At 69.0% G+C, this 20,650-nt stretch carries 19 protein-coding genes; 5 read left to right on the plus strand and 14 right to left on the minus strand.

Annotation, left to right across the window (positions count from 1 at the left end; genetic code table 11):
* Nucleotides 1–43 precede the first annotated feature (43 nt).
* Complete coding sequence (locus J8J14_RS04405; RefSeq protein ID WP_209378234.1) at nucleotides 44–301, plus strand: hypothetical protein; 258 nt, start codon at nucleotides 44–46, stop codon at nucleotides 299–301.
* Nucleotides 302–314: 13 nt separating this feature from the next.
* On the opposite strand, the gene J8J14_RS04410 is transcribed toward J8J14_RS04405, so the two are convergent.
* The 5 genes from J8J14_RS04410 to J8J14_RS04430 are packed head-to-tail and all read right to left on the minus strand — an operon-like array spanning nucleotide 315 to nucleotide 5,168.
* Nucleotides 315–746 carry a GNAT family N-acetyltransferase gene (locus J8J14_RS04410; RefSeq protein WP_209378235.1) on the minus strand — a complete coding sequence of 144 codons (432 nt, stop codon included), beginning with the start codon at nucleotides 744–746 and terminating at the stop codon, nucleotides 315–317.
* 2 nt (nucleotides 747–748) lie between these two features.
* On the minus strand, nucleotides 749–1,141 hold the full coding sequence (locus J8J14_RS04415) for a VOC family protein (protein WP_209378236.1): 393 nt from the start codon (nucleotides 1,139–1,141) through the stop codon (nucleotides 749–751).
* Between the two features lie 3 nt (nucleotides 1,142–1,144).
* The gene (locus J8J14_RS04420) at nucleotides 1,145–2,638 is read right to left on the minus strand and encodes a M81 family metallopeptidase (protein WP_209378237.1); all 1,494 of its coding nucleotides are present in this window, start codon (nucleotides 2,636–2,638) and stop codon (nucleotides 1,145–1,147) included.
* A gap of 2 nt (nucleotides 2,639–2,640) precedes the next feature.
* Nucleotides 2,641–3,882 carry a Zn-dependent hydrolase gene (locus tag J8J14_RS04425; protein WP_209378238.1) on the minus strand — a complete coding sequence of 414 codons (1,242 nt, stop codon included), beginning with the start codon at nucleotides 3,880–3,882 and terminating at the stop codon, nucleotides 2,641–2,643.
* A complete protein-coding gene (locus J8J14_RS04430; RefSeq protein ID WP_209378239.1) occupies nucleotides 3,879–5,168 on the minus strand; it encodes an ArgE/DapE family deacylase in 1,290 nt (429 codons plus the stop codon). The genes J8J14_RS04425 and J8J14_RS04430 overlap by 4 nt, the downstream gene beginning before the upstream one ends.
* Before the next feature lie 112 nt (nucleotides 5,169–5,280).
* On the opposite strand from J8J14_RS04430, the gene J8J14_RS04435 reads away from it, so the two are divergent.
* Together J8J14_RS04435 and J8J14_RS04440 are read left to right on the plus strand one after the other, a co-directional pair.
* Nucleotides 5,281–6,312, plus strand: coding sequence for a histone deacetylase family protein (locus tag J8J14_RS04435; protein ID WP_209378240.1), 1,032 nt, complete (start codon nucleotides 5,281–5,283; stop codon nucleotides 6,310–6,312).
* Nucleotides 6,309–7,820, plus strand: a complete 1,512-nt coding sequence (locus J8J14_RS04440; protein ID WP_209378241.1) for a YifB family Mg chelatase-like AAA ATPase — start codon at nucleotides 6,309–6,311, stop codon at nucleotides 7,818–7,820. Before J8J14_RS04435 ends, J8J14_RS04440 begins: the two co-directional genes overlap by 4 nt.
* Before the next feature lie 9 nt (nucleotides 7,821–7,829).
* Here the strand turns inward: J8J14_RS04440 and J8J14_RS04445 are convergent, their stop codons facing one another.
* The 8 genes from J8J14_RS04445 to J8J14_RS04480 all read right to left on the minus strand — a co-directional run bounded on the left by J8J14_RS04445 (nucleotide 7,830) and on the right by J8J14_RS04480 (nucleotide 16,736).
* Complete coding sequence (locus J8J14_RS04445; protein WP_245215368.1) at nucleotides 7,830–9,065, minus strand: phenylacetate--CoA ligase family protein; 1,236 nt, start codon at nucleotides 9,063–9,065, stop codon at nucleotides 7,830–7,832.
* Nucleotides 9,062–9,901 carry an ABC transporter ATP-binding protein gene (locus J8J14_RS04450; RefSeq protein WP_209378242.1) on the minus strand — a complete coding sequence of 280 codons (840 nt, stop codon included), beginning with the start codon at nucleotides 9,899–9,901 and terminating at the stop codon, nucleotides 9,062–9,064. Before J8J14_RS04450 ends, J8J14_RS04445 begins: the two co-directional genes overlap by 4 nt.
* On the minus strand, nucleotides 9,901–11,184 hold the full coding sequence (locus tag J8J14_RS04455) for an ABC transporter substrate-binding protein (RefSeq protein WP_209378243.1): 1,284 nt from the start codon (nucleotides 11,182–11,184) through the stop codon (nucleotides 9,901–9,903). The genes J8J14_RS04450 and J8J14_RS04455 overlap by 1 nt, the downstream gene beginning before the upstream one ends.
* A 55-nt stretch (nucleotides 11,185–11,239) precedes the next feature.
* Nucleotides 11,240–12,307, minus strand: coding sequence for a branched-chain amino acid ABC transporter permease (locus J8J14_RS04460; RefSeq protein ID WP_209378244.1), 1,068 nt, complete (start codon nucleotides 12,305–12,307; stop codon nucleotides 11,240–11,242).
* A gap of 4 nt (nucleotides 12,308–12,311) precedes the next feature.
* Nucleotides 12,312–13,205 carry a branched-chain amino acid ABC transporter permease gene (locus tag J8J14_RS04465; protein WP_209378245.1) on the minus strand — a complete coding sequence of 298 codons (894 nt, stop codon included), beginning with the start codon at nucleotides 13,203–13,205 and terminating at the stop codon, nucleotides 12,312–12,314.
* A gap of 2 nt (nucleotides 13,206–13,207) precedes the next feature.
* Complete coding sequence (locus tag J8J14_RS04470) at nucleotides 13,208–15,106, minus strand: AMP-binding protein (RefSeq protein ID WP_209378246.1); 1,899 nt, start codon at nucleotides 15,104–15,106, stop codon at nucleotides 13,208–13,210.
* A complete protein-coding gene (locus tag J8J14_RS04475; protein ID WP_209378247.1) occupies nucleotides 15,103–15,912 on the minus strand; it encodes an ABC transporter ATP-binding protein in 810 nt (269 codons plus the stop codon). The genes J8J14_RS04470 and J8J14_RS04475 overlap by 4 nt, the downstream gene beginning before the upstream one ends.
* 95 nt (nucleotides 15,913–16,007) lie before the next feature.
* On the minus strand, nucleotides 16,008–16,736 hold the full coding sequence (locus tag J8J14_RS04480; protein WP_209378248.1) for a glycerophosphodiester phosphodiesterase: 729 nt from the start codon (nucleotides 16,734–16,736) through the stop codon (nucleotides 16,008–16,010).
* A 127-nt stretch (nucleotides 16,737–16,863) separates the two neighbouring features.
* Between J8J14_RS04480 and J8J14_RS04485 the strand changes: the two genes are divergently transcribed.
* Nucleotides 16,864–17,151, plus strand: coding sequence for a hypothetical protein (locus J8J14_RS04485; RefSeq protein WP_209378249.1), 288 nt, complete (start codon nucleotides 16,864–16,866; stop codon nucleotides 17,149–17,151).
* 9 nt (nucleotides 17,152–17,160) lie between these two features.
* Here J8J14_RS04485 and J8J14_RS04490 read toward each other — a convergent pair whose 3' ends face one another.
* Nucleotides 17,161–18,087: a nucleoside hydrolase gene (locus tag J8J14_RS04490; protein WP_209378250.1), complete on the minus strand. Its 927-nt coding sequence runs from the start codon at nucleotides 18,085–18,087 to the stop codon at nucleotides 17,161–17,163.
* A 1,115-nt stretch (nucleotides 18,088–19,202) separates the two neighbouring features.
* On the opposite strand from J8J14_RS04490, the gene J8J14_RS04495 reads away from it, so the two are divergent.
* The gene (locus J8J14_RS04495) at nucleotides 19,203–20,648 is read left to right on the plus strand and encodes an MBOAT family O-acyltransferase (protein WP_245215369.1); all 1,446 of its coding nucleotides are present in this window, start codon (nucleotides 19,203–19,205) and stop codon (nucleotides 20,646–20,648) included.
* Nucleotides 20,649–20,650: the final 2 nt, after the last annotated feature.

The following is a 20,650-nucleotide window of genomic DNA, read 5'->3' on the forward strand; positions in this document are numbered from 1 at the left end:
CGCTGGCGTTAAGCCTTCGGTCAGCTTTTCCGGAGTTTACCGCATGTCTGAAATCCTCCCCCTCACCCGCACCCCGCAGGACCGGCTGGAGACTGCGCTCCGGTTGCTCGCCATCGCGCAGGAGGAGCAGCGCGCGGCCGTGAACGACTTCCGCGAGAGCCTCTACACGCTGCGGGACAGCACCCAGCAGCTACAGGCCAGCCTGCATGGATGGCAGCGGCAACTTGCCGCGACCGGCCGCGACATCAACCAGGCGCGCGACGCCGTGCGCAAGCTGCAGGCCACGGCCGACGCCATGTGATCGGGCCTGCCGGTCAGAGCGGCCGTATGTGGGTGGCGGAGCGAAGCACAGCGGGCAGGAAGCCGCAGGCTTCGTAGAAGCGCCGCGCCGAGCCGGGCGAACGGACCCGGAGCGTGTTGAAGCCGTGGCTGGAAGCCGCCGCGGCGGTGGCTTCCACCAGGGCGCGCCCGACGCCTGCCCGGCGCTGGGAGGGCAGGACATAAAGGCGGCGGAGCCGGGCGATCCCGGGCTCCTCGGCATAGGGATCGCGGCTCAGGCCCAGCATCCCCGCCAGGTTGCCCGACTGCCAGGCGGCGAAGATGCCCTCGCCCGGCGCGTCGAAACGCAACGCCCCGCTCCGGAAGTCCTCCTCCAGCACGCGCAGAAGCCGCCAGCCCTCATCGAGGGCAGCGTCGCGCAGCGCCGGGAAGCCGGGGGGCAGGCCGGAGATGCGCTCCACGCGCATCGTCAGGCGCCGCGATGCACGACGTGCAGCTTGTTGCCCTCGGGGTCCCGCATATACGCGCCGTAGTAGTCGGGGGCGTAGCGCTCGCGCAAACCGGGCCGGCCCTCGTCGCTTCCGCCATGAGCGAGGGCGGCCGCATGGGCCGCATCCACCGCCGCACGGCTGGGGGCGAAGAAGGCCACCATGCAGCCATTGCCCGGGGTGGGCGGCTCACCGTCGAAGGGCTGCTGCACGTCGAAGGTGGGGTGCCGGGTGCCGGGAAGGCGGTAGCAGATGCCCCTGGGACCCGCGACCGAATCCGGGCCGCGTTCCAGGCCGAGCGGCAGCAGCACGGCGTCATAGAAGCGGGCCATCGCATCCAGGTCCCGCGCGCCGATCATCACATGGCTGAACATGACCTATCCCCAGCTCTGGTTCGCACCGGGGCGCAGGCGCAGGCCCGGGCGGAGGTTGCGGAAGGGCAGGGTCGCCGGATCGGCCACCACCGGGCCCGGCGCCGCCACGACCAGAACGCGTTCCGCGATGGGCTGGAAGTCCGCGCGGAAATGAACCGAGGACTTCACCACCACGATCTTCTCCTGCGCCGGCTCCACGCCGATATGGCGGAACAGGGCAAGGTCATAGGCCTGCATCTTCCGGCTGGTGACGATCACCCGGACGCCGCCGATCGCGATCAGGGCGCTGGGTCCGAGATCGGCGGGATTGCCGCCAGCCATGGCGCCCGTGCAGGTGAAGCGGCCATTGGAAAGGCGCAACACGCGGGCCGTGACCTCGAGCGGCGCGCCGTCGCTCTTGCCGCCGAGCCTGAGGGAGACGGTCGCCCCCTCACCCGCCCGGTGGCAGGCTGCCGCGCTCTCGGCATCGTTGATGGAACCGACCACGGCATGGCGCGCGCCCTGGCGCACGAGTTCCGCGAGCAGGCCGGTCGTGTCGCCATGGCCGCCGCCGCCCGGGTTGTCCTGTGTGTCCGCCATCACCACGGGGCGGGTGGCATTCACCTTCATCGCTTCAGCCACCGCGCGGTCGGCGGGCAGGATCTCGCCGGCAAAGTCGCGCTCGCGCCGGTTCAGCAAGGCCAGGAATTCATCGGCCGCCGCATCCGCCGCGGCTTGGTCGGCGGCATAGGCGGCGATCGCCATGCCGCAGCCCGGAAAGTCCGCGTAGGGAAAGCCGAAGCAGAAGGCCAGTTCGGACACCCCGTGCCTCGTCGCGATCCGCTCCCGCTCTGCATAGACCTCGCTCATGGGCGGAACCAGGGTGCACTGGCTGGTGATGGGCAGCCAGAAATCCACCTGGCGATAGGCGCGGGCGAAGGGCTTGCCGCGCCGGATGCGCTCCACCAGCAGCTTCAGCGCGCGCGCGCCGGCCTGTTTCATGTCCACATGCGGATAGGTCCGGAAAGGGGAGAGCGCGTCGGCGCGCTCCACCATGGCGGCCGTCAGGTTGCAATGCGGATCGAGGCTGCAGGTGATCGGCATGTCCGGCCCGGCCACCGCACGCAGGCGGCGGAGCAACTCACCCTCGGCGTCCGGGAACTCCTCAGCCACCATGGCGCCGTGCAGGTCGAGATAGATGCCGTCCAGCGGCCCCTCCGCCATGGCGGCGGTCAGGTCCGAGACGATCCAGGCCGCCACGCGCTCGAAGGCTTCCGCGGTGACCGGCCCGGCCGGATTGGCGAAGGCCCAGGAGAGCGGCGCTATCCGGAGCCCGCTGCGTTCCGCCGCATCGATCGCGCCGGCCGCGGGCACGCCCGTTGCCCGCAGGTTGTCCAGCAGGGTGGCCGGGCGCTGCGGCGCGGGCCAGCCGCCGGGTTCCGCGAAATCCTTCCAACCCGTCGCGACCGGCGCGAAGGAATGGCTTTCGTGCAGGAAGCCGCCGATGGCGATGCGCATGCTCAGGCCCTCACGATACCGGCAGTGGCGACGACCGCATCGGCCAGGACGAGCAAGCCCGCCTCGGCCCATTGCGGGGTGATACTCTCGGCCTCGTTGTGGCTAATGCCGCCATGGCAGGGGCTGAAGATCATCACGGTCGGCACCTGCCGCGCGACATAGACCGCGTCATGCCCGATGCCGGTGGGCATGTCGCGGAAGGAGATGCTGCGTGCGCGCGCCGCCTGGCGCAGGCGCTCGGCCAGCGCGGGATCGAAGGGCGTCTGCGGGAAGGCCCAGAAGGGCTTCACCTCGACCGAGACGCCGCGGGCGGCGGCGACGGCCACGGCACGCTCCCGCAGCGCGGCGGCCATGCCGTCCAGCGCGGCCTCGTCGCCATGGCGGAGATCGACGCTGAATCGCGCCACGGAGGGCACGACATTGCGGCTGGAGGGTTCGACCGCGATCCGCCCCACGGTCGCGCGCCCGTCGCCCCCCGCCTCATGCGCGATGGATTCCAGCGCCTGGACGAGGATGGAGGCCGCGACCAGCGCATCCTTGCGGTGCGACATCGCGCCGCCGGCATGCGACTCCTCGCCCGTCACCACGACATCGAACCATTGCTGCGCCAGGGCATGGGTGACCACGCCCAGATCGAGGCCCTCCCGCTCCAGGATCGGGCCCTGCTCGATATGCAGCTCGAAATAGGCTTCGAGATCCCGAAGCGCGGCCGGGTCTCCCTCGCCCTTCCAGCCGATCGCCTCCAGCGCCGCGCCGAAGCGCACGCCATCGGGATCGGTGGTGTCGAGCACCTGCTGCTCGGTGAAGGCGCCCATGGCGGCGCCGCTGCCCATCATGGGCGGCGAGAAGCGTGCGCCCTCCTCATTGGTCCAGTTGATCAGGAGGATGGGCGCCTCCGTCTCCGTGCCGGACTCGTGCAGGGCGCGCATCACCTCCAGCCCGGCGAGCACGCCCAGCACGCCGTCGAACTTCCCGCCGGTCGGCTGCGTGTCGAGATGACTGCCGATGGCGACGGGCTTGCGGGACGGATCGCGGCCGGGACGCAGCAGGGCCATGTTGCCCAGCCGGTCCGTGGTGAGGCTCAGCCCGATCTCCCTCCCCCAGCGCGCGAGCAGCGCCCTTCCCTCCGCGTCCAGGGGCGTGAGGGTCTGCCGGTTGCAGCCGCCCTTCGGCGTCGCGCCGATGCGGGCCATCTCCATCAGCGAGGCCCAGAGCCGCGCCCCGGAGAAGGGGATGTTACTCATGCCCTCTCCACTCCGCACCATTCGGCCATGAGAAGCGCGATGCTGCCGGTGATCGCGTGCATGGAGGCGAGGCCGACGCTCTCGTCGATACCGTGGATCTCCTGAGCGTCCGGCCCGAAGCAGGCCACCGGCGTATCCTGGTAGAGGGTGAAGAAGCGGCCATCGGTCAGTCCCGTGGCCGGGTATTCGCGCAGTTCGCCGCCCGAGATCTCGGCGTAGGAGCGGCGGGCGAGGCGGCAGATCTCGCTTTCCATGTCGAAGGCGCAGGGATCGGCCATGAAGCCTTTGAATTCCAGCTTCACCTGCGTGCCGCGCAGGGCGGGCTCGCCCGCCGCCTCGGCCACGATGCGCTCGATATCGGTCCTGGTCTGCGCGGCGCTGTAGCCCAGCATCACGCCCACCCGCAGCCCGATGCGGGCCCTGGTGGGCACGGAGGAGTTCCACTCCCCGCCCTCCACCGTGCCCAGATTGACGTTCACAGGGTGGTTCACGCCACGGAAGGCCGCGTGGATATTCTCGGCCCGGTTCCGCTCGTTCTCATAATCCTTGAAGCGGCGGGCAATTTGCATCGCGGCCTCGATCGCGTTGATGCCCGCATGCATGTCCCGGACATGGGTAGGGCGGCCGGTGACGGTCACCCAGGCCCAGACCACGCCGACCTCGGCCGAGTACATGGCCGCGAGCCCAGGGCCGGGTTCAGGGATCACGACCGCATCCGTCTTCGGAAGCGCAAGCATGGTGGCCAGCGCGCCGTTGCCGCTGCATTCCTCCTCGATCACCGCCTGCATCTGCACGGGGGCTGCCGGCTGGAGCCCGGCCAGCTTCAGCGCCTGGAAGGCCGTCAGGTATGACACGATGCCGGCCTTCATATCGCCGGCGCCGCGGCCATACATGCGGCCATCGCGGATAGATGGCTCATAGGGCGGGGTGATCCAGAGATCGGCCGCCCCCTCCGGCACCACATCCACATGGCCTTGCAGCGCCAGGCTGCGGCCGCGCTGCTCGCGCGGGGTGTGGAGAGCAGCGACATTGTCCCGCCCGGCATAGGAGATGAGCGGCGGCGAGAAGCCGGGATGATCCTTCAGTGCCTCCGGATCGGTCGGGATGCGGCGGGCCGCCAGGCCGAGCGACTCATAGTTCCGCGCCATCAGTTCCAGCGCGCCCGCCTCGTTCCCCAGGGTGGAGTCGCAGCGCACCAGCGCCGCGAGCCGGTCCACCGCCTCCCCTTCCAGTGCCGTCACGGCCTCTAGGATTGCGCGCTTGGCGCCGGGGTCGAGAGGGATCATCGGATTATCCTGGCGGTCGTCGAGGCGCGCAGGCTACTCGCTCGGCGCGCGCTGTCGAGGCACCGGCGCCGCCTGCGTGGACAAGCCATCGGACCACCCATAGGGTCCGGGCATGCAGGCTTTCGACCATCCGCTGGAATCGGCGCATGCGCCGCAGTTCTTCCTCATGCGCGGCGTGCTTCGCCCGAATTTCGAGGTGCCCGCCCGGGCGGCTTCCCTTCGGGAGGGGCTGAAGGCCCTCGGCATCGAGCCTGTCCTGCCCGCCCTGCCCGCCCGCGCCGCGCTGGAGCGCGTGCACGCGCCGGACTACCTGGACTGGCTGCGGGACGGCCCGGCCGAATGGGCCGCGATCCCCGGCGCGGGGGCCGAGATCGTGTCCAACATCCATCCCTCCCCCGAGATGCTCGCCCAGGGCGCCCGGCCTTCCACCAAGGCCGTTGGGAAGGCCGGTTGGTACACGGCGGACACGGCCTGCCCGGTGGGGCCCGGCACATGGCAGGCGGCCGAGGCCGCGGCGGGATGCGCCCTGGCCGCCGCCGGTATCGCCGCGAAGGGCGGCACGGCCTATGCGCTCTGCCGACCACCGGGCCATCATGCCTATGCGGCGCGGGCCGGGGGCCATTGCTACGTGAACAACGCCGCGATCGCGGCACAGGCCCTGCGCGACGCCGGCGCGACCCGGGTGGCGGTGCTGGATATCGACAGCCATCACGGCAACGGCACCCAGGGGATCTTCTGGAGCCGGGGCGACGTGCTCACCGTCTCCGTCCATGCCGACCCCGATTCCTACTATCCCTGGTTCGTCGGCCATGCGGCGGAAACCGGGGCCGGGGATGGCGCGGGCTTCAACCTGAACCTGCCGCAGCCCATGGGGACCGAGGATGCGGGCTGGCTGGAGGCGGTGGCCGCCGGCATTGCCCGCATCCGCGCCTTCGGAGCGGATGCGCTCGTGGTGTCGCTCGGCTTCGATGCGTCGGAGCACGAGCCGCTGGCGGCGCTCCGCGTCACCTCCGACGGCTTCGCCCGGGCCGGCGCGGCCGTCGCGGCGCTCGGGCTGCCCACGGCCATCATCCAGGAAGGCGGCTACAATGTGGAGGTCATCGGAGGCCTCCTCGCCCGCTTCCTGGGTGAGTGGCGCGGGTGAGCCTCGCCCGGGTCACCACCTTCTCCTTCCAGGGCGTCGAGGCGCTGCCGGTCGAGGTGCAGGTGCAGGTTTCGGCGGGGCTGCCGGCCTTCACCGTTGTCGGGCTGGCGAACAAGGCCGTGGGCGAGAGCCGGGAGCGCGTGCGCGCCGTTCTCTCCGGCCTCGGTCTCTCGCTGCCGCCGAAGCGCATCCTGGTGAACCTCGCCCCGGCCGACCTTCCGAAGGAGGGCAGCCATTTCGACCTGCCCATCGCCCTCGGGCTGCTGGCGGCCATGGGGGTGATCCCGGCGGATGAGCTGGCGCATTTCGCCGCCATGGGAGAACTCGCGCTGGACGGCTCCGTCCAGCCCGTCGCAGGCGTGCTGCCGGCGGCGCTGGCCTGCGGCGAGCGGGAACTTGGGCTGGTCTGCCCGGCCAGCCAGGGCGCCGAGGCGAGCTGGGCCGGCGCGACCGAGGCCGTGGCGGCGCCCGATCTCCGCGCGCTGATCGCTCATTTCCAGGGTCGGCAGATCCTCTCGCCGCCGACGCCGGCCGCACCCTCCGCCGATGCCGCGCGTGGCCCCTGCCTCTCGGAGGTTCGCGGACAGGAAAGCGCCAAGCGGGCCCTGGAGATCGCGGCGGCGGGCGCGCACCATCTCCTCATGATCGGTCCGCCGGGCTCGGGGAAATCCATGCTGGCCGCCCGGCTGCCGGGCCTGCTGCCTGATCTTTCCCCCGCCGAGGCGCTGGAGGTCAGCCTCATCCGCTCCGTCGCGGGCGGGTTGGAGGGCGGGCGGATCAGCCCGCGGCCGCCCTTCCGCGATCCACATCATTCAGCATCCCAGGCGGCGCTGACGGGCGGTGGGCCGAAGGCCCGGCCGGGCGAGATCAGCCTCGCGCATCGCGGCGTGCTGTTCCTGGACGAGCTGCCCGAGTTTCCCCGCCCTGCGCTGGAGGCGCTGCGCCAGCCCCTGGAAACCGGGCGGGTGATGGTGGCGCGCGCCGCGGCGCATGTGAGCTACCCGGCCCGCGTCCAGCTCGTCGCGGCAATGAACCCCTGCCGCTGCGGCTATCTCGGGGATGGCGGCCGGGAATGCGGCACGGCGCCGCGTTGCGGCGAGACCTACCAGTCCAAGCTCTCCGGCCCGCTGCTGGACCGCATCGACCTGACCATCGAGGTGCAGCCCATCCCGCCGCGCGAGCTGGCGCGGGCGCCCACGGGAGAGCCCAGTGCCGAGGTCGCCCAGCGGATCCGGGCAGCGCGGGCGCTGCAGCGCGCCCGGTATGACGGGCTGGGCATCGGCACCAATGCCGACGCACCGGTCGAGGCGATGCGCGAGGGCTTCGCGGCGGAGGCGCTGGCCATGGCGGAGAGCGCCGCGGAGCGCCTTGCCCTTTCCAGCCGCGGCTTCACCCGCACCCTGCGCGTGGCCCGCAGCATCGCCGACCTGGCCGGCGCGGCCATGGTGGCGCGGGCCCATGTCGCGGAGGCACTGGCTTTCCGGCTGCGCAAGCCGGTGGCGGGCTGAGCGGCGGGATCAGGCCGGGATCGGCCGGGTATCGTCCACCACCTTGCCGTCATTCGGCAGGCTTCCCGGCGGAACCAGCGCCACCTCGCCGCGCAGGCGGGTCACGCCGTGCAGCGCGGCCAGAAGCCGCTCGCGCAGCGCGGGATCATCGGGAGCCTCGGCGCGCAGCTCCATCCGGTCACGTCCCCCATCCTCGGAGACGACGAGGCGAAGCCGGCCCAGGCCGGGGACCTGCCGTGCCACCTCCGCGACCATCTCCGGTCGGACAAAGAGGCCGCGCACCTTGGTTGCCTGGTCCGCGCGGCCCATCCAGCCGCGGATACGCGCATTGGTCCGGCCACAGGGGCTGGCACCCGGCATGACAGCGGAAAGGTCGCCCGTGGCGAAGCGGAGCAGGGGATAGGCATCGTCGAAGACCGTGACGACCACCTCGCCCACCTCCCCATCCGGCACCGGGTCCCCTGTGCCGGGACGGACGATCTCGACGATCACCTCCTCGTCCAGGATCAGGCCTTCGCGGGCCTCGCTCTCATAGGCGATGACGCCGCATTCGGCGGTGGCATAGGACTGCAGCACCGTCAGGCCTCGATCGGCATAGAAGGCCCGCAGCGAGGGCAGATAGGCGCCGCCGGAAACATGGCCGAGGCGGAGCGACGACACGTCCAGCCCAAGCTCATCGGCCCGCTCCAGAATGGTTTTCAGGAAGTCGGGCGTGCCGGAATAGGCCCGGGGCCGAAGATGCGCCATCGCACGGGCCTGTGCCTCGGTGTTGCCCGTTCCCGCCGGGATCACGGGGCAGCCCAGGGCACGCGCACCGCCCTCCAGCATGAAGCCCGCCGGGGTGAAGTGATAGGCGAAGCAGTTCTGCATGATGTCGCCCGGGCGCAGCCCCGTGGCGTGCAGCGCGCGGGCGAAGCGGAAGGTATCCACCCCCTCCCCCTGCGGCTCGTGAATCGGCCCGGGCGAGACGAAGATGCGCGCGAGCTGCCCGACGGGGATGCCGTTCAGCCCGGCGAAGGGCGGATCGGCCGCCTGGGCGCCGATCAGGTCGGATTTGCGCGTCACGGGGAGTTGGGCGAGCGCCGCGCGTGAGGCGATCTCAGCGGGCGGCACGCCCTGCATCACCTGCCGCGCATGGGCGGAGCCGGCCACGGCACGCGCTAGGAAGCCAGGAAGCCTGGCCATGAGCTCGGCCTCGCGCCGCTCCGGCGGGCGTGCTTCCAGCGCGTCGAAGAACCCGGTCAAAGCCAGCGCTTCCGGCGCTTGTAGGATTTGAGGCCGCGGAAGGACTTCCGCTCCGCCCCGTGACCGCCGAGGTAGAACTCCTTCACGTCCTCGTTCGATGCCAGGGCATCCGCCGTTCCGTCCAGCACGACCTTGCCCTGCTCCATGACGTAGCCGTAATCGGCGACGGAGAGTGCCATCCGCGCATTCTGCTCAACCAGCAGGATCGTCACGCCCAACTCGGCATTGATCCGCCGGATGATACCGAACACCTCCTTCACCAGCAGCGGCGACAGGCCCATGGAGGGTTCGTCCATCAGGATCAGCTTCGGACGGGCCATGAGAGCACGGCCGATCGCCAGCATCTGCTGCTCCCCGCCGGAGAGATAACCGGCGAGGCCCGTGCGTTCCTTCAGGCGCGGGAAGAAGGAATAGACCATCTCGATGTCCTGCCGGATCTCCCCATCCCGGCGCGTGAAGGCGCCGAGGCGGAGATTTTCGAGGCAGGTCATGTCCGCCACGATGCGCCGGCCCTCCATCACCTGGAAGATGCCGCGCCGGACGATCTCATGCGGGTCGATGCCGTCGATCCGCTCGCCGGCGAAGCGCACCTCGCCGCGCGTCACCTCGCCCTCCTCTGTCTTGAGCAGACCGCTGATGGCCTTGAGCGTGGTGGACTTCCCGGCGCCGTTCGCGCCAAGAAGCGCCACGATCCCACCCTGCGGCACGGCCAGGGACAAACCGCGCAGCACCAGGATGACGTCGTTGTAGACGACCTCGATGTTCGAGACCTCCAGCAGAGGCGGCGCACCCTGCGCCGCCGCCGCCCGTCCCGGTTGCTGCACGGTGTCCAACATCACCAGCCCAGCAGCTCGCGCTTGCGCTCAAGCTCCACCGTGGCCACCGGCTCCAGGCGCATGGTTCCCGCGCGCATCAGCTCGGCGACCGAGCCCTGGGAGGTGTCGCCATTCACAACCGCCCGGTAGATGGCCACGCGCATCGTCCCACGGTGATCATCGGGGGTGAAGGTGGAGGGGGTGCAAACACCCTCGAAGCCCTTCGGCACCCAGTTCGTGCGCTCGTAGAAGCCCTTCTGGATGCGCTCGCCCGTGACCTGCCCGCCATTTGCGGCGGCACTGTCCATCGCCTCCACCATCAGCATCGCGGCGCAGGCGCCGGCAAGGTAGTGAACGGGGCGATAGGTGTTGCCCTGCGGGTCGGAGATGCGGCTGATCGCGCGGATCGCCTCCATCCCCGGCGCATCCTGGCCCCAGACGACCTGTGTGCGAACCGGGAAGACAACGCCATTCGCCGCGGCGCCCGCGGCCTTCATGGCGTTCTCATCCATGCCCCAGACATTGCCCATGAACTGCACCTGCACCCCCGCCGTCTGGCAGGCGCGCAGCACGGAGATGTTGGATCCGGCCGTATTGCCGAGATAGGCATAGTTCGCGCCCTGCTGCTTCAGCGTGAGGCATTGCGCGGTGTAGTCGCCGGGGGTGAGGGCGAACTGGATGGCCGGCAGGACTTCGAAGCCCAGTTCCCGCGCCATGGCCTCGCCCGCCTCCTTGGGCGAGTTCGGATAGGGGTGGTTGCCGCCCATATGGACGTATTTCGGCCGCCCCTGCCCGCCCTTCGCCTTCCAGTCATCGGCGGCCCAGCGCAGCATCCCGCGCAGGGCATCCGAGTAGGACGGGCCGAAGAAGAAGTTGTAGGGCGCCGCCTCCACGCCCTGCCGGCCGGACTTGCCGCCCGCATCGGTCAGCGCCGCGGAATAGGAGCCGGAAATGTAGGGGATACGGTCGCGGTTCACGAAGCGCACCAGCGCCTCGGTGTCCGCCGTGCCCCAGCCCTGGATCGCAACCACCCGTTCCCGCCCCGTCCAGGCCTGGTACTGGCTGACGGCGCGCGGGGCCTGGTAGCCATAGTCGAAGCCAAGCACGTTCATCTGGCGGCCGTTGATGCCGTTCCGGGTCTGGTTCACCCAGGCCAGCGTATCCGCCACGCCCTGCCCATAGGGCACGCCGACATCGGATGTGGCGCCGGAATTGTCCATCAGGTGCCCCACCGGGATGCGCTGCTGCGCCATGGCGGGAGCCGAGATGGCGAATGCCGCGGCCAGTGCGAGTGCTGCCTTCATCGTCCGTTTTCCTTCCTGTTCTTGCTTGGCGGCCGCTGTTGCGCGGCTCGTTTTCTCAATGCGAGTAGGGGTAGAGCTTCCAATACGCCTTGATCAGCCTCCATCGCCGTGCCAGCCCATCCGGCTCGAAGATGAGGAAGAGGATGATGGCGGCGCCGATGGCCATCTCCCGGAGAAAGGAGATGTTGCCGCCGATTTTCAGCATCCGGTCCAGCGCGCTGCCTGCCACCGCATCCGCGCCCGCCTGCACAACCTCCGGCAGGGCGACCATGAAGGCGGCGCCCATCAGGCTGCCCATGATGGAGCCGAGCCCGCCGATGATGACCATGCTGAGGAACTGGATGGAGAAGAGGATGTTGAACGCCTCCACGCTTACGAACAGGAGGTGGTGCGCGTAGAGGGCGCCGCCGATGCCGGCATAGAGGCTGGCGATGCCGAAGGAGAGCGTGCGGTAGTAGGCGAGGTTAATGCCCATGATCTCGGCTGAGAGATAATGGTCCCGCACCGCGACCAGGGCACGCCCGTCTCGCGTGCGCATCAGGTTCGCTGCGCCGACGAACATCAGGATGACGAAGCCGAGGACGAGGTAGAAATAGGTTTCCTCACGGTCCAGGGCAAAGCCGCCGATCGCGGGCGGCTCGGTCATCCGCCCGGCGACGCCGCCCGTGAACCACTGCGCACGGGCGAAAAAGTCCTCAAGGATGAACTGCGCCGCGAGGGTGGCGATGGCGAGATACAGCCCCTTCAGCCGCGCGGCGGGCGCACCGAAGATGAGACCAACCGCCGCGGTCATCACCCCCGCGATTGGGATGCAGAGCAGCACGGGGATGTGGAAGCTTTCATGCAGCCAGGCCGAGGAGAAGGCACCGAGGCCGAAAAAGGCCGCATGGCCGATGCTGATCTGCCCGGTGAACCCGACCAGGATGTTCAGCCCCAGTGCCGCAATCCCGAGCGTGCCGACATTGATCAGCAGGCTGAGCAGGTAGCGGTCCAGCACCAGCGGCGCGCAGCAGAGAAGCGCCAGCCCAACCCAGAGTGCGATGCGGCTTCCCTGGGTGGGGAAGATCGTCGTGTCGGCCCTGTAGCTCGTGCGGAAATCGCCCGCGGGGTTCATCACCGTCATGGGGTCAGATCCGCTCGATGTTCTTCGTGCCGAAAAGCCCGTAGGGCTTCACGAGCAGGATCAGGAGCAACGCGTAGAAGGGCGCGACCTGATACATGTTCCCCCAGTTCAGCCACTGGCTGTCGATATACTGCGCGAGGTTTTCCAGCACGCCGACGATCAGCCCGCCCAGCACCGCGCCGAGAACGGAATCCAGCCCGCCCAGGATCACCGCGGGGAACACCTTGATCCCATAGACCGAGAGCGCCGAGGACACGCCGTTGACGATGCCGACGGTCACGCCCGCCACAGCGGAAACCACGGCCGATATGGCCCAGGACATGGCAAAGACACGCGGCACGGAAATGCCGAGGGACTGCGCCACCTGCTGGTCGAAGGCCGTGGCCCGCATCGCCAGCCCGTGGCGCGAATAGCGGAAGAACCAGCCGAAGCCCGCCATGATGGCGATGGAGATGCCAAGCGAGAGCAGATAGGCCGTCTGCACCTCCAGCCCCAGCACCGCCACCCGCTCGCTGCTGAAGACCGGCGGGAAGGGCTTGGCGAACACGCCGAAGATCCACTTCATCAGGGCCTGGAAGAAGATGCCCAGGCCGATGGTGGCCATGATCACGCTGATCACGGGCTCACCGATCAACGGACGCAGCACCACCACCTGCAGGATGATGCCGAACAGCGTCATGAAGGCCAGGGTGAAGAGAAAGCCGATGGCGAAGGGGAGCTGCCATTCCGTCAGCAGCCACCAGCACACCCAGGCGCCGACGAGAAGGAACTCGCCCTGGGCGAAGTTCACCACCTGGCTCGCCTTGTAGATCAGCACGAAGGACATCGCGACGACGCCATAGAGCGCGCCGACGATCAGCCCGTTCAGCAGGAGCTGGAAGAGGAGCGTCGCGTCCATGCTCAGGCCGCCTCTCGCTGCCGCGCCGCGCCAGCCGAGGCCACCTGCAGGACGGTGCGGATCCGCTGCTTCGTGCCATCCTGGAAGGTGATGGTGGTGTCCACCGGGATGGCCTCCTCGCCCGCATAGATGGCGTCGATGATGGTTCCGTATTTCTCGTTGATCACGCCGCGGCGCACCTTCCGCGTGCGCGTCAGCTCCTCGTCATCCGCGTCCAGCTCCTTGTAGAGGAGCACGAAATCGCGGATGCGCTGCGCCGGCGGCAGGGAGGCGTTCACCTTCTCCACCTCGCCGCGAAGCAGCTCCATCACCTGCGGGCGTGCAGACAGGTCCGAATAGGTGGTGAAGGCGATCCGGTTCCGCTCCGCCCATTTGGAGACGATGGGGAAGCGGATGCAGATCAGCGCGACAAGATGCGGCCGGTCATGGCCGAGGATCACGGCCTCTGCCACATAGGGGCTGAACTTCAGCTTGTTCTCGATGAACTGCGGGCTGAACCGCTCACCGCGCGATGTGGTGGCGATGTCCTTGATGCGGTCGATCACCACGAGATGGCCGGCCTTGTCGAAATAACCTGCGTCGCCCGTGTGCAGCCAGCCATCATGCAGATCGGTTATGCCCTCCACGCCGTGATAGCCCTGGAACATGTTCGGGTGCCGCGTGATGATCTCGCCCACGCCATTCGTATCGGGCTCGTGCACGCGCAGCTCCACGCCCTTGAACGCGGTGCCCACCGTGTCGAAGTTCACGTCGCCCGGGCGGTGCAGCGTGTAGGCGCCGAGCAGCTCGGTCTGCCCGTAGAGCTGGCGCAACGGAACGCCCATGGCCTGAAAGAAGCGGAAGGTGTCCGGCCCCATGGCCGCGCCGCCCGTGGCGGCCGAGGTGAGGCGCGAGAAGCCCAGGCGATCCCGCAGGGCCCGGAAGAGCAGGATGTCCGCGAGGCGCGAGCGCCGCCCCTTCGCCTGCGCCGCGAGGCCGAGCCGCATGCCCCATTCATAGGCCCGGCGCTTGAGCGGCGAGGCATCCATCACCCGCGCTCGGACATCCGCGGCGAGCGAATCCCAGACGCGCGGAGCGAAGAGGACGAAGCTCGGGCCGATCTCGCGGAAATCCGCCATCATCGTCTCGGGCTCCTCCACGAAGGAAACCCGCATGCGCGCGACCAGGCCGAAGCCGAGCACATAGATCTGCTCCATGATCCAGGGCAGCGGCAGCACGGAGACATACTCGTCGCGCGGCCCCTTCGGATCTGCGGCGAGGTAGGTTTCGGCGTGGCGCACCAGCGCGCGGCCACAGAGCATGGCGAGCTTCGGCCGCGCGGTCGTGCCCGAGGTGGTGCAGAGGATCGCGACGCGCTCGCCATCCGTCGCATCCACCAGCCGGTCCCAGGCAGCGGGATCGGCGGCGTGGGCCGCCTCACCCCGGGCGACGAGATCCGCCAACTGTATCAGGCGGGGATCGTCATATTTCCGCATCCCGCGCGGATCGGAATAGATGATGTGCCGCAGCCCCGGTACCTGGTCCGCAATGTTGAGCAGCTTATCGACCTGCTCCTCATCCTCGGCGATCACGGCGGTGGCGCCGGCGAAGGCGAGGAGATAGCCGACTTCCTCCTCCAGCCCGTCCCGGTAAAGGCCGATGGAGCGGGCGCCGATCGCATGCGCCGCGATCTCGCCCATCACCCATTCCGGCCGGTTGTCGCCGATCAGCCCGACGACATCATCCCCATCCAGGCCCAGCGCCCGCAGGCCCAGGGCGATGGCGCGGGTGCGCGCCTCGTATTCGGCCCAGGTGAAGGAACGCCAGATCCCCAGGTCCTTCTCCCGCAGCGCCACCTCCCCGCCATGGGCGCGGGCATTGCGCCGCAGCAGGCGCGGCAGCGTGTCCTCGGCGCCGCTCATGCCGCCACCGCCTCCGCCTTCGTGGGGTCATCCTCCTCCCCCAGATAGGCCCGGCGCACATCGGGATGGGCCATGACCTCCTCGGGGCGGCCCTCCGTGAGCTTGCGCCCGAAATCCAGCACCATCACGCGGTGGGATATGTCCATAACCACTCCCATGTCGTGCTCGATCATCAGGATGGTCATGCCCCATTCCTCGTTGAGATCGAGGATGGTGCGCGCCATGTCCTCCTTCTCCTCGAGGTTCATGCCGGCCATGGGCTCGTCCAGAAGAATAAGCTTCGGGCGCAGCGCGACCGCGCGTGCCAGTTCCACGCGCTTTCGCAGGCCGTAGGAGAGCGTGCCGGCCTGTGCCTTGCGGATATGCTGGATCTCGAGGAAATCGATGATCTCCTCCACCTCACGCCGGTGTTCCAGCTCCTCGCGCTGTGCGCCGCCCATCCAGTAGGCCATGCCGCGCAGGAAGCCCGACTTCAGCAGGTGATGGCGGCCGACCATGATGTTGTCGAGCACGCTCATATGGCCGAACAGGGCGAGGTTCTGGAAGGTCCGGCCGATACCGAGCGCGGCGCGCCGGTTGGGCCGCATTCGCGTGATGTCTTGCCCATCGAACAGGACCCGCCCCTCGGTCGGGCGGTAGCGGCCGGAGACGCAGTTGACCATGGAGGTCTTGCCCGCGCCGTTCGGGCCGATGATCGAGAACACCTCGCCGCGGTTCACGGCGAAGGACACATCCGTCAGCGCCCTGATCCCGCCGAAGCGCAGGGACACGGATTCCGCCTGCAGGATTGGCGCATGCTCGCCCACCCAGACGCTCCCTCAATACTTATCGTTAAAGGGAGCATGGGGGCCCTACATCGCCCCGGCAAGGGCCTTCTGGGCGGGCGGCAGGCTGCGTGGTCCTAGCCGCGCATGGAAAGCGCCAGGACCGGGTCGTCCGTGGCCACCGCGTCCGGCGCCAGCGCAAGCATCCGCGCGATGCTGGCCTCGTGGTTCACGCCCCAGGCACCCACCCGGAGACCGGCACCGCGCAGGCTGCCCAGCAGGGCCCCGTCCATCGCGGACTCATGTGTCTCCACCATCGAGACCCCGGCCCGCCGCGCAACCGCCAGCACGCCCTCCAGGCCGATATAGCGGAGCATGGGCGGGGAGAAGAGCCAAGCCACGTTGCGCAGCCCACCGGCCTGCACGGCGGCGGCGGCAATCTCCGCCTCGAAGACGATGATCTCGGTGCGGGCGCGCAGGCCGAACCGATCCAGCGCGTCGAGCACCGCGGCGAGCAGCGCGGGATCTGGCCGGCCATGCCGGTCCGCCTTTAGCTCGACCTGCAGTCCAGCCCGGCTGGGCGCGACGAGCGCGAGAAGATCTGCCAGGCGCGGCGGCGCCTCGCCGCCAGCGCCGATCAGCCTCACCCCGGCCAGTTCGGCCGCGCTCCGCTCGGCCAGGGCGCCGCGGGCGTTGGTGGTGCGGTCCAGCGTGGCATCGTGCAGGACCATCGGCTCCCCATCCGCCGAGAGATGCACGTCGCACTCCAGGGCGTCCACCCCGGCCGCGATGGCTTGGCGGAACGCCATCATGCTGTTTTCGGGCCACAAAATGGCGCCGCCACGATGAGCGATGATCTCGGTCATTTCGGTTTCCGCTTGATCTGCACAAGGCGCGCTGAGATTGGTAGAAGGGTGCGCGGGCACCACCGGCCTTCTACGGCCAGGGCCGGTGCCCGGGAAGCCAGCAGCCATTTCCTGACGGACCCCAGCCATGACCTTATGCCTCGTCCTGCACGACCTGCCCGAGGGCGGCGCGGAGGCCATGGAGGCCTCCATCTGGGAGCTGAGCGAAAGCCACTGCATGGTGAAGGGCGCGATGCTGGTGGATACCAGCGTGTCGCCGAAATACCTGCTTTCCCATATCCGGGGCGCGCTCTCGCGGGCGGGCCTGGAGGGGAAGCTCCTGGTCACGCATGTAACGACGGACGTGCACATGTCCGGGCTCGACCGTGACATTGAAGGCTGGATCCAGGGCAGCCTGAAGGCCAATGCCGATTAGCGGTGGCCCTTAGGGCAGCCGCGCCAGGCGCTGCCCGAGAAGAGCGAAGAAACCATCTCCATCCAGGACCTCGGGCAGGGTCACGTCAGGGGATGTGGGCGTGCGGCTCCAGCGATCGATATGGGTCCGGCCGCGCCCGGGCCCGTCACCGCATTCCACCTCCACAGCCGCCTTCCCAGCATGGAAAAGGTCAGGCGCCACCAGCCAGCCGACGGCGCAGGGATCATGCAGTGGATGCCCCTCCCCGCCCATCCGGCGTGAGGGCGGCACGGCGGCCAGGATATCGCAGGCGGCCCGAAGGCAGGCGCCGCCGCCAAGGCCGCGCATCGCCGCGATCCGCGCGGGCGTGACCAGCGCCTGGGCCGTCAGCTCAAGCGTGACCAGGGTCACGGGGCATCCGGAGCGAAGGAGGATGTCCAGCGCCTCGGGATCGCTCGCCGCGTTGAACTCGGCCGAGGGCGTCCAGTTCCCCTCGCCCCAGGCTCCGGACATGAGGACGATTTCCGACACCCGGTCCGACAGCGCGGGTTCCGTCGCCAGAGCCAGGGCCAGGTTGGTCGCGGGCCCGATTCCGACCAGGGTGAAGCTTCCTGGCCGCGCCGTGCGGATCGCGTCGGCTGCCACGGCCTCCACGGGGGATGGACCCTGCGGCAGCACGATCCCTGCCAGCCCATCTGGCCCATGCACCACGCCATCACCCATGAAGCCGCCGCGCAGGGGCCGCTCAGCGCCGGGCACCACCGGCACCACCGCCCCGGCCAGCCCGACCACAGCGCAGGCGTTCTCCAGGGTGCGTGCCAGCCCGGCATTGCCGCCCGCCACCGTCACCATGCGCAGGTCGATCTCCGGCGAGGCGAGGGCCAGCCACAGGGCGAACGCGTCATCCGTGCCGGGGTCGCAATCCAGGATCACCGGGCGCCGCAGGCTTCCGCTCATGCCGCAAGCGCCGCCGCGGCCGGGCTGCAGAACCAGCCGGCGCCGCAGCCTGGGCGCGTCCGGCGCGCCTGCAGGCCGGGCCCGGGGTGAAGGTGCCGGTTCCCCAGCGAGGTCGGCATCCTCTCGGCCAATGGCTGCGGGGCCTGTGCGCGGGGCATGGGAAGGGCACTCCGTTGCGGGGGCGGCCGGCGAAGATGCCAGCCGCCACCCTTCTCGACCAGACGCCGCCAGGGCCGCAGACCCGCCTCATCTGCACTTGGCAGCGTAGCGGGCGCGTGGGCCGGAATTCTTGCCAAAGCGGGTCGCGGCGGCAGCCCGTTTCGTTCGCCGCAGCGGGATCCAGGCTCAACGAACGAATCAGAGTCGTCTCAATAATGGAGGCGGTTGCAGCGACTTGGGATCATGCCGTAAAGCGACACGACGGCTCTTCCCGTCCGATGCCGTCAGCTATGTTGCCGGAGCCCCCCTCAACAATGCCATCCGCCCTCGCAGGATCGTCGAAGCCTGTTTGCGGCGCGTCGAAGGGCCCGCGCCTTGATTCGAAGGCTTCCGCGCCGAGTGGAAGCCGCCGGATCTCATGAAGAACGCGGGCCAGCGGAGCCGATGGCGCATTCGGGAGGGTATTCCGGCAGCAGCGCCCGACGAGCATCTCCGGCGTGATAGGCGGAATGATCATCGCCGATCCGTTCCATGCCTGAACCAGTGTGAGGGCCTGTGGGCGGGGCGCAGAACGTTCCGGAGCCTCGGTGCCACTCTGTTACCGCCCCGCCTGCGCTCGCGCGCTCCTGCCGGGACACTCTCCTCCCCTCCGACGCGCCACCCCGCTCTCGACGGGGGCGGCCCATTGCTGAGATGCGGCTTTTTCATCGCGGTCCGCCCGGAATCTTTCGCGCATCGTCCCCCGGCGGATCGGGCATCTGGCGGCTCACGCAATCGCGATCTAAAGCCCGTTCAGGCAGTCACCTGGATGTCTGGGGAGGTTGCCGTGTGCCGCAGCGCCCCTGGCATGCGGCACACGGGATCACCGGCTTTGCGACACGGGCCATCAGGAAGCCCGGCAGGGGAGAACAGAGAATGGCGGGGGTGAGCGGCCCTGAGGGGCAGCCCGGCGGCCGATGCGCGGGGGCACGGTCCGCGCCATGATTTTCGCCTCTTTTGAGTTCCTCTGCCTGTTCCTGCCGCTGTTCTTCGCGGCGTACTTCCTCACGCCCTTCCGGCACCGGAACTGGACGATTCTGCTCCTCTCCTGGGCCTTTTACGCCTGGTGGCGGGTGGACTTCCTGTTCCTGCTGATCTTCTGCACGGTGTTCACCTTCTACACCGTGCGCTGGATGGATCAGGTCGGGCCCAAGACTAGATTGGGAACCGGGCTCTTCATCACGGGGCTCGTCGGCAATCTCGGCGTCCTCGCTTATTTCAAGTACGCGAATTTCGGGGTCTCCGTTTTCAACGACCTCCGCTCCGCGGCCGGTCTGGCGCCGATGCCCTGGGCCGAGATCATCCTGCCCATCGGCCTCTCCTTCTACGTGCTGCAATCGGTTTCCTACCTGACCGACATCTGGCGCGGCACCGTGCCTGTGACGCGGAAGCTGCTGGACTACGCCACCTACAAGGCGATCTTCAGCCAGCTCATCGCCGGTCCGATCGTCCGCTATGCGGAGATCAAGGACGAGCTGGTCTCCCGCCCCCACAGCCTCGCGCAGTTCGGCATGGGCGCCCGGCGCTTCATGACCGGCTTCGCCATGAAGGTCTGCCTCGCGGATACGGTGGCGCTGGTGGCGGATGCCGCCTTCGCCCTACCCAACCCAACCCTCGTCGATGCCTGGACCGGGGCGGTAGCCTACACGCTGCAGCTCTATTTCGACTTCGCGGGTTATTCCGCCATGGCGATCGGCCTGGCGCTGATGATCGGCTTCCACTTCCCCGAGAACTTCAACCATCCCTATCTGGCGGGGTCGATCCAGGGCTTCTGGCAGCGCTGGCACATGACCCTGTCGCGCTTCCTGCGCGACTATCTCTACATCTCGCTCGGCGGGAACCGGAAAGGCGCCTTCCGGACCTATCTGAACCTGTTCCTCACGATGGTGATCGGAGGCTTCTGGCACGGGGCCAACTGGACCTTCATCATCTGGGGCGCGTGGCATGGCGGCTTGCTGGCGCTGCATCGGCTCTGGCAGGGCGCCGGCAACAAGCCAATGCCCTACTGGCTGGGCAATGTGCTGACCATGCTGGCCGCCATTATCGGCTGGGTGGTGTTCCGGGCGCATGACGTCGGCAACGCCTTCACCATGTATGGCGGCATGATTGGGCTCAACGGCACGGGGCTGAGCGACGCCCTGGCCTGGCAGGTCACGCCGGACCAGTGGTGGACGATGCTCATCGCCGTGGTGATCGTGTACCTGCCGCTGCTGGGCTCCCGCCTGCCTTTCCTGCGGCCACCGGAAGCCATGGGGAGCGCGTGGCGGGTCCTGTGGGTGATCGGGCCCCTTGCGGCCTTCCTGCTCGGCGTTGTGCTGCTCTACAGCCGCGCTGCCGTGCCCTTCCTCTACTTCCAGTTCTGAGG

The organism is Pararoseomonas baculiformis (assembly GCF_017813395.1).
In the GTDB taxonomy this organism is placed as follows: domain Bacteria; phylum Pseudomonadota; class Alphaproteobacteria; order Acetobacterales; family Acetobacteraceae; genus Roseomonas; species Roseomonas baculiformis.

What these genes read in the sequence shown, in the direction of transcription:
- J8J14_RS04415 (WP_209378236.1), bottom strand. Translation starts at nt 1,141, where the DNA reads ATGTTCAGCCATGTGATGATCGGCGCGCGGGACCTGGATGCGATGGCC.
- J8J14_RS04430 (WP_209378239.1), bottom strand. Translation starts at nt 5,168, where the DNA reads ATGATCCCTCTCGACCCCGGCGCCAAGCGCGCAATCCTAGAGGCCGTG.
- J8J14_RS04465 (WP_209378245.1), bottom strand. Translation starts at nt 13,205, where the DNA reads ATGGACGCGACGCTCCTCTTCCAGCTCCTGCTGAACGGGCTGATCGTC.
- J8J14_RS04480 (WP_209378248.1), bottom strand. Translation starts at nt 16,736, where the DNA reads ATGACCGAGATCATCGCTCATCGTGGCGGCGCCATTTTGTGGCCCGAA.
- J8J14_RS04425 (WP_209378238.1), bottom strand. Translation starts at nt 3,882, where the DNA reads ATGAGTAACATCCCCTTCTCCGGGGCGCGGCTCTGGGCCTCGCTGATG.
- J8J14_RS04490 (WP_209378250.1), bottom strand. Translation starts at nt 18,087, where the DNA reads ATGAGCGGAAGCCTGCGGCGCCCGGTGATCCTGGATTGCGACCCCGGC.
- J8J14_RS04450 (WP_209378242.1), bottom strand. Translation starts at nt 9,901, where the DNA reads ATGTTGGACACCGTGCAGCAACCGGGACGGGCGGCGGCGGCGCAGGGT.
- J8J14_RS04470 (WP_209378246.1), bottom strand. Translation starts at nt 15,106, where the DNA reads ATGAGCGGCGCCGAGGACACGCTGCCGCGCCTGCTGCGGCGCAATGCC.
- J8J14_RS04460 (WP_209378244.1), bottom strand. Translation starts at nt 12,307, where the DNA reads ATGACGGTGATGAACCCCGCGGGCGATTTCCGCACGAGCTACAGGGCC.
- J8J14_RS04485 (WP_209378249.1), top strand. Translation starts at nt 16,864, where the DNA reads ATGACCTTATGCCTCGTCCTGCACGACCTGCCCGAGGGCGGCGCGGAG.
- J8J14_RS04495 (WP_245215369.1), top strand. Translation starts at nt 19,203, where the DNA reads ATGCGCGGGGGCACGGTCCGCGCCATGATTTTCGCCTCTTTTGAGTTC.
- J8J14_RS04420 (WP_209378237.1), bottom strand. Translation starts at nt 2,638, where the DNA reads ATGCGCATCGCCATCGGCGGCTTCCTGCACGAAAGCCATTCCTTCGCG.
- J8J14_RS04455 (WP_209378243.1), bottom strand. Translation starts at nt 11,184, where the DNA reads ATGAAGGCAGCACTCGCACTGGCCGCGGCATTCGCCATCTCGGCTCCC.
- J8J14_RS04405 (WP_209378234.1), top strand. Translation starts at nt 44, where the DNA reads ATGTCTGAAATCCTCCCCCTCACCCGCACCCCGCAGGACCGGCTGGAG.
- J8J14_RS04435 (WP_209378240.1), top strand. Translation starts at nt 5,281, where the DNA reads ATGCAGGCTTTCGACCATCCGCTGGAATCGGCGCATGCGCCGCAGTTC.
- J8J14_RS04410 (WP_209378235.1), bottom strand. Translation starts at nt 746, where the DNA reads ATGCGCGTGGAGCGCATCTCCGGCCTGCCCCCCGGCTTCCCGGCGCTG.